This is a genomic window from Achromobacter sp. (assembly GCF_032102605.1).
GTDB lineage: Bacteria > Pseudomonadota > Gammaproteobacteria > Burkholderiales > Burkholderiaceae_B > Achromobacter.
The window spans coordinates 269,107-281,061 of the sequence record NZ_DAMDGT010000006.1 but is presented as its reverse complement, the minus strand read 5'-3'; the positions used below and the strand labels follow the sequence as shown (position 1 = coordinate 281,061).

The following is an 11,955-nucleotide window of genomic DNA, read 5'->3' as shown; positions in this document are numbered from 1 at the left end:
TAGCAACCCCCACGCCGTCCTGTCCCGCCCATGAGTCTGCCCGACCCCGTCCGCCGAATCATTGCCCGAACACGCCGGTTGGCGCGGCGCAAGACGAGGCAGATCAACCGCCTGTCGCGCAAAAGCGTCCAGGTGGGACTGCTTCTGGGAGGCGCCGCGCTGGTGGCGCTCATGTCCCTGGGCTTCGCTTACCTGGCCGACAAGGCGCTCGCCTGGAACCGTCAATGGGTGGCTTATAACGGCTGGCTGGCGCTGCTGGTTTTGCCGTTCAGCCTGGCGGCATTGCGTTGGCTGACGCTGCGCTTTGCGCCGAACGCGGCCGGCAGCGGCATCCCTCAAGTCATCGGCGCGCTCTCGCTGCCGCCAGGCCCCAGCCAGAACAGCCTGGTGTCGCTGGCGCAGAGTCTCTGGAAGATTCCCCTTGCGTTCTTGGGCATGCTTGCCGGCGCGTCGATCGGCCGGGAAGGTCCGTCCGTTCAGGTGGGCGCGGCGCTCATGCTGGCATGGGGCGATTTCTGGAAACGGCGCGGCGTGCAGCTGCGCGGCTTTCACGCCAATGAATTGATTGCGGCCGGCGCGGCCGGAGGCCTGGCTGCCGCGTTCAATGCGCCGCTGGCCGGCGTCATCTTCGCCATCGAGGAACTGGGGCGCGGCACCGTGCTGCGCTGGCAGCGGCTGGTCCTGATTGGCGTGCTGGCCGCCGGTTTCCTGGTGGTGGCGGTGCAGGGCAACAATCCGTATTTCGGCGTTTTCGGCGGCGCGCCGCTGTCGCAGGACATGGTGATGTGGATCATCATCTGCGGCGCGCTCAACGGCGCCCTGGGCGGCATCTTCGCCTGGTTGCTGGGCAAGGGCGCCGCGGGCGTGGCGCCGCAGTCCTGGCGCGCGTGGATACGCACGCATCCCATCTGGACGGCGTTCGCCATGGGCCTGGCGCTCGCGGTGATCGGCCTTTGCACGGCCGGCAGCATCTATGGCACAGGCTACGCCGCGGCAGCGGACCTCCTCAATGGCGTGCCATCCGTGCCCGACGGGTTCGGCCTGGCCAAGCTTGCCGCCACAGTGGCGTCGTACTGGGCAGGCATCCCCGGCGGCATCTTTACGCCGGCGCTCACCACCGGCGCCGGCATCGGACATCACATCTGGGAAGTGGCGGGAGGCGGCGTCGACCAACGCGTCCTCGTCCTGCTGTCGATGGCAGCCTTCCTGGCCGCGGCCACGCAGGCGCCGCTGACGGCCAGCGTCGTCGTCATGGAAATGACGGGCAGCCAGCCCATGCTGTTCTGGCTGCTGATTGGCTCTTTGCTGGCTTCCGGCGTATCGCGCCAGTTTTGCCCCCAACCGTTCTACCATCTGGCGGCGGGGCGCTTCCGCCGGCAGGCGATCGTGGAAGCGGGCCGGGCGGCCAAGTCGTCGGCCGCGCCGCACTGAAACCGGGCAGCGGCGCCCGATTCCGGGCGCGGGCCAGCCACGATGTGAACGTCCGTTGGACACTGTCCGTGCTGCGGACATCCTTGCGACGCACCAACTTGGCGCGAAAGCGCTGCGTTAAGATCGGTCGATCCCGAGTTCTCTCACTTCATTCCGAGCTTCCCATGACTGCGAACGCCTTTATCTGTGATGCGATCCGTACCCCCTTTGGCCGTTACGGCGGTGCGCTGGCTTCCGTGCGCCCCGATGACCTGCTTGCCGTAGCCATCAAGGCGCTGGTCGCGCGCAACCCCGGCGTGCGCTGGGAAGAGCTCGACGACGCCATCATGGGCTGCGCCAACCAGGCCGGCGAAGACAACCGCAACGTGGCCCGCATGGCCACGCTGCTGGCGGGTCTCCCGATCGAAGTGCCCGGCGCCACGGTCAACCGCCTCTGCGGTTCGGGCCTGGACGCCATCGGCACGGCCGCGCGCGCCATCCGCGCCGGCGAAGCCGGCCTGATGCTCGCGGGCGGCGTCGAAAGCATGAGCCGTGCGCCCTTCGTCATGGGCAAGGCCGACAGCGCCTACTCGCGCAATGCCGCCATCTACGACACGACCATCGGCTGGCGCTTCGTGAACAAGCTGATGAAATCCCAGTACGGCGTGGACTCCATGCCCGAGACGGCCGAAAACGTCGCCGATGATTTCAACGTCAGCCGCGCCGACCAGGACCTGTTCGCGCTGGCCAGCCAGCAAAAAACCGCGCGCGCCCAGAAGGAAGGTTTCTTCGACGCCGAGATCGTTCCCGTGTCGATCGCTCAGAAGAAGGGCGATCCCATCGTCGTCTCGAAGGACGAGCATCCGCGCGAAACGTCGCTGGAGTCGCTGGCCAAGCTCAAGGGCGTGGTCCGTGAAGGCGGCAGCGTCACGGCCGGCAATGCGTCGGGCGTGAACGACGGCGCCGCCGCGTTGCTGCTGGCCGACGAAAAGGCCGCGGCCCGCCACAGCCTGACCCCGCGCGCTCGCGTGGTCGGCATGGCCACCGCCGGCGTTGCGCCGCGCATCATGGGCATCGGCCCCGCGCCCGCCACCCAGAAGGTGCTGGCCCAGACCGGCCTGACGCTAGACCAGATGGACGTCATCGAACTGAACGAGGCGTTCGCCGCCCAGGGTCTGGCCGTGCTGCGCCAACTGGGCATCGCCGACAACGACCCGCGCGTGAACCCCAATGGCGGCGCGATCGCCTTGGGTCACCCCCTTGGCGCCAGCGGCGCGCGGCTGGCCACTACCGCCATCAACCAACTGCAGCGCACCGGCGGCCGCTATGCGCTGTGCACGATGTGCATCGGCGTCGGCCAGGGCATCGCGCTGATCATCGAGCGCGTGTAATCGGCGTCGCAGCGTCCGGCATGGAAACAGCGCCGGAAATGAAAAGGGAGCCCGCGGGCTCCCTTTTTCATGCGCGGCTGCGCTCGGCCGCCTTGTATTCAGGGCAAGCCGTCCAGCTTCTTGCCTGCCGTGATGCCGTGGGCGTCGAACCAGCCTTGGGACATCTCCAGCGCGTAGCGCACGGGCTTCCTGGCGCAATGCGGGTCTTCGGTCTGCGGCGCCATGTCCTCGATGTTGACGATCGTGCCGTCGTCGGCGATAAAGGCAATCGAAAGGGGCAGCAGCGTGTTGCGCATCCAGAAGCACTGGACGTCCGGCTGTTCGAACACGAAGAGCATGCCGTCGTTGCCGGGCAGTTCCCGGCGGAACATCAGGCCGTCGCGCCGGGTGGCGTCCGTATTGGCGACTTCCGCGCGGATAATATGGATGCCGGCCGACAACTGCGTGATGGGAAGCCGGGGCTGCGGGCCGGTCTGGGACTGTGCGCTGGCGGGCAAGGGCAGGCCGATCGCACCAGCCGCCAGGACCGCGGCGGTTATGGCCGAGGCTCGCTGCAAGACTGCCGTCTTCAACGAAGCCGCTTTGACAAGCGTTGCAGTAAACAGCGTATGAACAATGGGAAACAAAACGGCATTCTTCGGCATGGCCCGGCGGAGTAATAAGAAAATAACAAGGCGGGGCTCGAAAGCCCCGCCTGGATAATGGCGCAACCTTACCGTTGCGCTGTAAAGGGTAACTCAGGCTGCCGTAATATTGAGCGCCTGTTTCCCTTTAGGCCCCTGAATAATCTCGAAGGCCACTTTCTGGCCTTCTTTCAGGGTTTTAAAACCATTCATCTGGATGGACGAGAAATGGGCGAAGAGATCTTCACCGCCGTCGTCGGGCGTAATGAAGCCAAACCCCTTTGCATCGTTGAACCATTTGACGGTGCCCGTCGATTTGGGATTGTCCCCTTGGACGGCGGTTGCGGTCGTATCAGACATGCGGCCTGCCTCATTGAATCGTATGTTGACAGAAGGGCAATGCGGCCGAGACCCTTGTCCCCCCCTCCGGCTTCCTGGCAGATTTTCGATGAATTGAAAACCCCAGAATGCGTGGATAATGCGCCGCTTTTCTTCCTTCAGTCAAGTATGGATACTACGTATTTCCGCGTGTAATTTTCAGTAAGTTGAGTGGTTGCCGTCCCCAGTTTAAATAGAATACCCGCCCTATGAGTTCTACCTTGGATACCCAGCATGACTTGGTCGTCGAGAAGGCGCCGGCTCGCGCTGCGCCGCCACCGATGTACCAGGTGCTGTTGCTCAACGACGACTACACCCCGATGGAGTTCGTCGTGAAAGTGCTGCAGAAATTCTTCAATAAGAATCAGGAAGAGGCGACGCGAATCATGCTGCAGGTGCATCACGAAGGCCGGGGAGTGTGCGGGGTTTACCCGCGCGACCTCGCCGCGACGCGTATTGCCCAGGTTGGCCAATATGCGCGGGCGCGCCAGCACCCGCTGCAATGCGTAATGGAACCGGTTTGACATCAACAGTAGACAACGCCGCCAGCAATGGCGGCGTTGTGCTGCCGACTGCTTTCGGGCTGCCGGCGCGAATAGTTTCCGCCGCGTACCGGGAAGCGCGCGGCGCACGTCGGGTCGGCAGCTCCGCCGCTAAGGAGCGTTGCATTTAGTAGGCGGGGAGGTTGGCCGTGAGTGGAAAGATCAACAAGACCTGGCTGGCGGTTGCCGGGGTCGCTGTATTGGCGGGCGCCATCGGCGTGGGTTGGTGGATGGGCAAGGGGCAGCAGCCGGCGAATCCATCGCCAGCTCCTGCCGCGCAGACGGCGGCCAACGCCGTAACCCAGGCGGCCAGCAGCGCCACGCCGGCGCTGCCCGCCAGCGCCCTGGTCGGCGCCGCCGATCCCTTCGCGGCGCTGAATTGCCAGCCTCGCCAATATAACGACGCCTTGTCCCTCGCCGTGACCTTCACGCAGCCGGTGGACGCCAAGGCCAATCTGGACTCGTTCCTCCAGGTGACCGACACGGGTTCCACGGCCGGCAAATCCGACGAGGACAGCGAATCGGCCGCCACCGCCGGCCAGCAGCCGGCGTCGGTCCGTCCGGGCGACTCCGCGCCCAAGGGCAAGGTCGTCAAGGGCAACTGGGTCGTTGGCGACAACCCGCGCATTGTTTACTTCCCTTATGTGCAGCCGCAGCGCTCGTATGCGATCACGGTGCGCTCGGGGCTGCCCGGTGCGGGCGAAAAGGTCGCTCTTGCCGAAGCTTCGCACTGCGCAGTCAGCACGCAGGCCATGCCGCCGTCTTTCTATTTCGCCAGCCGTGGCGTAGTGCTGCCGGCCGGCCAGAACGGCGGCCTGCCGGTGGCCACGGTGAATACGCCCGAGGTCGACGTGCAGTTCCTGCGCGTGGCGCCCGAGCGTGTGCCCGAGCTGTTCGAAACCGTGCTCGGAGTGGGCCGCACTGCCGCCGCCTCCGAAGAAGAGGACGACGGCAATTATGACGAGAACGATTGGCGCTATGCCGGCAATCGCAGCCTGAAGGGTTCGGTCAGCAATTGGGACCTGGACCGGCTCAATGCATTGACCACCAGCGTCTACCAGGGCCGTTTCGTCACGGACGACAAGCCGAACCGCCGCCACGTCACGTTCCTGCCGGTCGAGGGCATCAAGGAACTGCAAGAGCCGGGCATCTACATCGCGGTCATGAGCCAGCCCGGCCGTTTCCGCTATGAATACCAGGTCACGTATTTCTATGTCAGCGACATCGGGCTGCACGCGCGCCGCTACAGCGATCGCATCGAAGCCTATTCGGTGTCGCTGAAGTCCGGTCAAGCCATTTCGGGCGCGGTATTCGAGCTGGTGGACGGCGCTGGCAAACCGTTGGCCAAGGCGGCCGCGGATGCGCAGGGCCACGTGCGCTTTGACGGCAGCTTTGCGAACGCGCGCGTCATCCGCGCCGCGCGCGACAAGGAAATGACCGTGCTGGCGCTGGGCGAACCCGCGCTGGACCTTTCCGAATTCGATACGGGCGGCCATGCGTCGCGCGCCAATAATCTCTTTGTCTATGCCGGCCGCAATCTGTATCGCCCCGGCGAAACCTTCACCGTGTCGGTGCTGCCGCGCGACCTGGACGGCCGCGTGCTGACGCCGTCGCCCCTGACCGCGACCCTGAAGCGTCCCGATGGTCGCACCGTGCAGACCACGCTCTGGCAGCCGAAGAAGGATCTGCCGGGTTATGTCGAGCGCGAGATCGGCCTGCCGCTGGATGCCCAGACCGGCACGTGGCTGCTGGAGCTGCGGGTCGATCCCGCGTCGCGCGCGCCGGACGCGTCCTGGAAATTCCAGGTCGAGGAATTCCTGCCCGAACGCATGAAGATGGCTTTGACGTCCGGCCAAGAGGTGCTTTCGCCGGACGAGGAACTGACCGTCGATGTGCAGGGCGACTACCTGTACGGCGCGCCCGCGGCCGGAAACCGCCTGCTGGCGACGTTCCAGGTCAAGCGCGACCGCTACGCGCTGGGCCAGCAGTGGCCGGGCTTCATCTTCGGCGACGTGGCCGACGACACACGCCGCAGCTTCGGTGAATTGCCCGAATCCGCATTGGATGAAAAGGGCTACGCGCAGCTTGAAGTCAACCCGAACGCGACGGGCACGCATTCGCCCATGAAGGTGCGGGTGTCGGCCAGCCTGCTGGAATCGGGCGGCCGTCCGGTCGTGCGCTCCATCGAGCGCAGCGTCTGGCCCGCCGACAAGCTGATCGCGGTCCGTCCGCAATTCGACAGCGACGTGGCGCGCGAAAACGCGCCCGCGGCGTTCGAGGTGATCCGCGCCAACGCGCAGGGCAAGATCGAACCGCTGGCCCAGGCTCAAATGCGCCTGTTCCGCGAAGACCGCCAGTACTACTGGCGGTTCGATGACCAGCGCGGCTGGAACAGCGGCTATACCGAAACCGAGGAACTGGTCGACTCGCGCGAGATCGCGCTCAAGGACCGCACCCAGCTGACCGTACCGGTCAAATGGGGGCGCTACCGCCTGGAAATCGCGGATCCCGAAACCGGTGAAACCCTGCGTTATCGCTTCTATGCGGGCTGGAACGCGCAGGACGCCGACGCCATGGGCAACCGTCCCGACCGCGTGCAGATGAAGCTCGAGGGTGTGCCGGCCAAGCCGGGCGACACCGTCAAGCTGACTCTCACGCCGCCGCACGACGGCCAGGCGCTCATCACCGTCGAAGGCGACCGCATGCTGTGGTCCAAGTGGGTCGCCGTGAAGGCGACGGGCACCGAGGTCGAGATTCCTGTCGACAAGGAATGGAAGCGCCACGATCTGTACGTCGCCGCCGCGGTGTTCCGCCCCGGCAGCGAAGGCGATCGCGTGACGCCGGCCCGCGCATTGGGCCTGGCCTTCCTGCCCATCGCCAGCGCAGACCGCAAGCTGGGCGTCAAGCTCACGGCATCGCCCAAGGTCGAGCCCGAAACGAAGACCACCGTGCGCGTCAAGGTGGACGGCGCGCAGGGCAAGCAGGCCACGGTGACGCTGTCCGCGGTGGACGTGGGCATCCTGAACATCAACCAGTACGCCACGCCCGATCCGCTGGACTACTTCTTCGGCAAGCACCGTTACGCGCCCGAATTGCTGGACATGTACGGCAAGCTGATCGAGAAGATGGACGGCACCAAGGGCAAGCTGAAGTGGGGCGGCGACGCCGCCATGCGCGGCGACAGCAAGAGCCTGCCCAAGAAGGTCAAGCTGGTGGACCTGTTCTCCGGCCCGGTGACGCTGAATGCGCAGGACGAGGCGGACATTCCGCTGGACCTGCCCGACTTCAACGGCACGCTGCGCCTGATGGCCGTCGCCTTCACGCCGGACAACTACGGCAGCACCGACACCGAAATGGTGGTGGCGGCCCCGATCGTGGCGGAACTGAACACGCCGCGGTTCATCACGCCCGGCGACCAGGCGGCCATTGCGCTGGACGTAACCAACCTGAGCGGCGTCGAGCAGAAGGTGTCCGTCAAGCTGGAAGCGCTGGATCCGCTGGCCATCATCGATGGCGTGCGCACCGTCACGCTCAAGGACAAGCAACGCACCACGCTGCGCTTCAACGCGACGACCACGGGCTCGTACGGGCTGGGTCTGATGCGCCTGACCGTGAACGGGCAGGGCGCCGGCAAGCCGGTGCACATCGTGCGCGAATCGGTGCTTCAGGTGCAGCCGGCTTATGCTGCCGAACGCCAGGTGCGCCGTTTGCGCCTGAACCCCGGCGAAACCCAGGCGCCGCAGGCCTCGTGGGTGGCGTCCTACTATCCGGACTCCACCACCGTCAGCCTGACGCTGTCCAACCGTCCTCCGTTCAACGTCAATCGTCTGGTCGAGGGGCTGCTCAATTATCCGTACGGATGCACCGAGCAGACCATCAGCGCCACCATGCCGTGGGTGATGCTGGACGAAGAGGGCGCCAAGCAGTTCGGCCTGAAGCCGCGCAGCCAGGCCGAACGCGCCGCCAAGGTCTCGGGCGCCATCGGCCGCCTGGCCGGCATGCGCAATTCGGTGGGCTCGTACAACCTGTGGAGCAGCTCGTCCTCGCGCGACGTGTGGTTGACGGCCTATGCCGTCGGCTTCATGCAGGATGCTCGCGACAAGGGCTTCGAGGTGCCGGAGGCATCGCTTGACCGCTCCCGGACCTGGCTGCTTGAGCAGGTGCAGCAGAGCACGGGCGCGTTTGGCACGTGGTCGGCCAACCTGCGCCGCAACGTCGAGGCCGGCCGAATCGACAGCAGCGACGCCAACGTGCTGCGCGAAGACCACCGCCGTTTCGCCGGCCTGGCCACCGCCGCGCTGGTGCTGGCGCGCGACAAGAAGGCGCCGCTGTCGACGGTGCGCCAGCTTTTCGACAACTACCAGGAACGCGCGCGTTCGCCGTTGCCCCTGGTGCAGCTGGCCGCGGCCTTCAAGCTGATGGGGGACGAAGGGCGCATGAAACAGGCGCTTGACCTGGCCATGGCGCGCACCTACGGCATCACCGTCGGCAATCGCAGCAGCGCCTACTACGACGAGTGGATGGGCGACTACGGCAGCAGCGTGCGCGATTACGCCCTGTCGTACGCGCTGGTCAATCAATACGAACTGCGCCACGACCGCAGCGAGAATCTGCTGACGCAGCTTGCGGGCCGACTGGGCAACCGTTCCTACCTGTCCACCCAGGAACAGATGTCCTTGCTGCTCGCCGCCCGCGCGGCCGGCGGCAACAAGAGCACGCCTTGGGAAGCGGCATTGACGGTCAATGGCGTGCGCAAGCCCCTGGAAGGCGGCAAGAACGACCAGACCGTCTCGCTGACCGCGGCGGATCTTGCGGGCACGCAGATCCAGAACACGGGAAGCCAGTCGCTGTTCGTCGAGTACGACATCCAGGGCAGCCCGACCGCGACTCCCGCGCCGCGCAACGACATCATCCAGCTCAAGCGCGGCTGGTACCGCCCGGACGGCCGTCCGTGGGACGGCGGCACGCTGCAGACGGGCGACATGCTGGTGGTCTGGGTGCAGGCCAGCGCCAATCAGAATATCCCCGACGGACTGTTGGTGGATCGGGTGCCGGCCGGCTTCGAAGTGGAGAACCTGAACCTCTCGCAAAGTCCGGAAATGCAGGATTGGACGATTGGCGGACGCCGCGTGGCCGACGCCATGGCGGATTCCAACATCAAGCACCGCGAGTTCCGCGACGATCGCTATGTGGCTGCGGTGTCGCTGGGCCGCGGCAAGGTCGACGTGTTCTATCTGGTGCGCGTCGTGACGCCGGGCCGCTACGCGGTGCCGTCGACAGTGGCCGAGGACATGTATCGGCCCGAAATCCGCGGCGTGGGTGAGCAATGGAGCACGGTCGAAATCCGCGATCGCGGCGCCAAGCGTCCTTGAGCGCCGCAGCCACCCCGGAGGCGGGCGCCTTGCGCGCCCGCCGCTGGCGGCGGCGCGGCATCTTCGCGGCCAGCGCGTTGTCAGCGCTGGCCGCGTTGTTATTCGCGCTGGACCGTCTTTATCCGCTGCCGCCCATCGACTCGGGCGGCGCGGCGGTCGTGGTGGCCGCTGACGGCACGCCGCTGCGCAATTACCCCAGCCGCGACGGCATCTGGCGCTACCCGGTCACGCCGGACCAGGTTTCGACGCGATACCTGGACACGCTGCTCACCTACGAAGACCGCTGGTTCTACTGGCATCCCGGTGTGAACCCGGTGGCGCTCGTGCGCGCGGGCTGGCAATGGGCCACCAATCGCCGCATCGTGTCCGGCGGGTCGACGCTGACAATGCAGGTCGCCCGGCTGATCGATCCGCAACTTGCTGGCAAGCCCTCGCGATCGATGTCCGCCAAAATGCGGCAGGCCTGGCGGGCGGTGCAGCTGGAAATGCACTACAGCAAGGATGAAATCCTGTCGCTGTACCTGACGCATGCCCCCATGGGCGGCATCGTCGAGGGCGTGGAGATGGGCTCGCGCCTGTGGCTGGGCAAACCGGCGCGCGATCTGGGTCCGGCCGAGGCGGCCATGCTGACCGCGTTGCCGCAAGCGCCGTCGCGGCTGCGGCCCGACCGCCATCCCCAAGCCGCGCAAGCCGCGCGCGACAAGGTACTGGACCGCATGGCCGAGCTGGGCCGTTGGACAGAGGCCGAGGTGGCCGACGCGAAGATCGAAACGGTGATTGCTCCGCCCCTGCGGGCTCGCTGGCTGGCGCCATTGGCCGCGCAGCGGTTGTTGCAGGAGGTGGGCGCCGCTCGGCGCGCCGACGGAAGGCCTCCGCTGGTGACCTCCACGCTGGATGCGGACATGCAGGCGTCGGTGGAACAAATGTTGCTGGATCGGGTCGATAGTCTGCCGCCCAAGGTCTCCATGGCCGTGTTGGTAATGGACAACGACACGCTCGAGGTCAAGGCGTACGCGGGATCGGCGGATTTCTCCGACGTAAGCCGCTATTCGCATGTCGACATGGTGCGCGGCGTGCGGTCGCCAGGCTCGACCCTGAAGCCATTCCTGTACGCGCAGGCGCTGGACGAGGGGCTGATCCATTCGGAAAGCCTGCTGATCGACGCGCCAATGTCGTTCGGAGGCTACGCGCCGGGTAATTTTCAGGCCGCGTTTGCCGGGCCGATCAGCGTGGCGCAGGCGTTGCAGCGGTCGTTGAACGTGCCGGCCGTCGACTTGCTGGACCGAGTCGGACCGGTCAGTTTTGCCTCGGCCATGCTGGCGGGAGGCGTGAAGTTACGTTTGCCTGCCGGGGCGGAACCGAATCTGAGCTTGATTTTGGGCGGGGGTGGCACCACATTGGAAGAACTGGTCGGTGCTTATCGCGCGTTGGCAAGGGATGGCGTGTCGGGACGGCCCCGCCTGACAGCGCGGCAGCCCCGGGTCGAGTCCCGTATGATGAGTCCTGGCGCGGCCTGGATCGTTCGGGATATCCTCGAAGGCGGCGGCCACCCTGATCGGCCGTTTTACCAGTCCGGCAGTCCGGGCCGACGACTGGCCTGGAAAACCGGAACCAGCTTTGGTTTCCGGGATGCCTGGGCAGTCGGAGTGACCGATAGATGGACACTCGGCGTTTGGGTCGGACGACCCGATGGCACGCCGAACCCCGGTTTTTTTGGGGCGAATGTGGCGGCGCCGCTACTGCAGGACATCGTGGCGGCGTTGCCGGAAGGCGCCCAGCAGGTCCGCGTCAGGCCCGAAACGGTGCAGGCGGTCGTGACTTGCTGGCCCTTGGGTTACAGGCTGGGCAGCAGCCCTTCGGGCGCATGTCCCGAACAGCGCGCGGCCTGGGTGCTCAATGACACGGCGCCGCCTTCGTTTGCGGGCTATGCCGACGCCACCAAAGGGCCATTGCGTTTGGGCGGCGTGGCGAATGGCTCGGTGCTCCGGCCCGTGCCGGGCATGAGCCAGGTGGCGCTGGATGTAGATGTCCAGGGCGCCGAAGGCGAAGTATGGTGGATGCTCGATGGCCGTGTTGCAAGTCATGGCGCGGCGGGTCATCCGTTTAATTTGGTGCTGGCGCACGACGGCCGGTATACGCTAACCGTCATGGATACACATGGCCGCCACGACAGCGTGGTTTTTGAAATCGCTGGCGTTACGCCATGATCGGCATAGAATATGAATCGTGTATTAGCCCG

General features: G+C 65.9%; 7 protein-coding genes. 5 read left to right on the top strand and 2 right to left on the bottom strand.

Translation table 11 applies throughout. From position 1 onward, the window contains the following. Nucleotides 1-30: 30 nt before the first annotated feature. Together RT614_RS16235 and pcaF are read left to right on the top strand one after the other, a co-directional pair. A complete protein-coding gene (locus RT614_RS16235; RefSeq protein ID WP_313623144.1) occupies nt 31-1,431 on the top strand; it encodes a chloride channel protein in 1,401 nt (466 codons plus the stop codon). A gap of 164 nt (nt 1,432-1,595) precedes the next feature. After that, nucleotides 1,596-2,801: a 3-oxoadipyl-CoA thiolase gene (gene pcaF, locus RT614_RS16230; protein ID WP_313623143.1), complete on the top strand. Its 1,206-nt coding sequence runs from the start codon at nt 1,596-1,598 to the stop codon at nt 2,799-2,801. A 98-nt stretch (nt 2,802-2,899) separates the two neighbouring features. Here pcaF and RT614_RS16225 read toward each other — a convergent pair whose 3' ends face one another. Continuing rightward, entirely contained in the window at nt 2,900-3,445 is a 546-nt protein-coding gene (locus tag RT614_RS16225) for a DUF192 domain-containing protein (protein ID WP_313623142.1), read from the bottom strand. 93 nt (nt 3,446-3,538) lie between these two features. Next, a complete protein-coding gene (locus tag RT614_RS16220) occupies nt 3,539-3,784 on the bottom strand; it encodes a cold-shock protein (RefSeq protein ID WP_006220277.1) in 246 nt (81 codons plus the stop codon). Nucleotides 3,785-4,011: 227 nt separating this feature from the next. Here RT614_RS16220 and clpS point away from each other — a divergent pair, with 227 nt between their 5' ends. The 3 genes from clpS to pbpC all read left to right on the top strand — a co-directional run bounded on the left by clpS (nt 4,012) and on the right by pbpC (nt 11,923). After that, entirely contained in the window at nt 4,012-4,326 is a 315-nt protein-coding gene (gene clpS / locus RT614_RS16215) for an ATP-dependent Clp protease adapter ClpS (RefSeq protein ID WP_008168033.1), read from the top strand. 167 nt (nt 4,327-4,493) lie between these two features. Next, complete coding sequence (locus tag RT614_RS16210; protein WP_409558482.1) at nt 4,494-9,716, top strand: alpha-2-macroglobulin family protein; 5,223 nt, start codon at nt 4,494-4,496, stop codon at nt 9,714-9,716. Further along, a complete protein-coding gene (gene pbpC / locus RT614_RS16205) occupies nt 9,713-11,923 on the top strand; it encodes a penicillin-binding protein 1C (protein ID WP_313623141.1) in 2,211 nt (736 codons plus the stop codon). The genes RT614_RS16210 and pbpC overlap by 4 nt, the downstream gene beginning before the upstream one ends. Nucleotides 11,924-11,955: the final 32 nt, after the last annotated feature.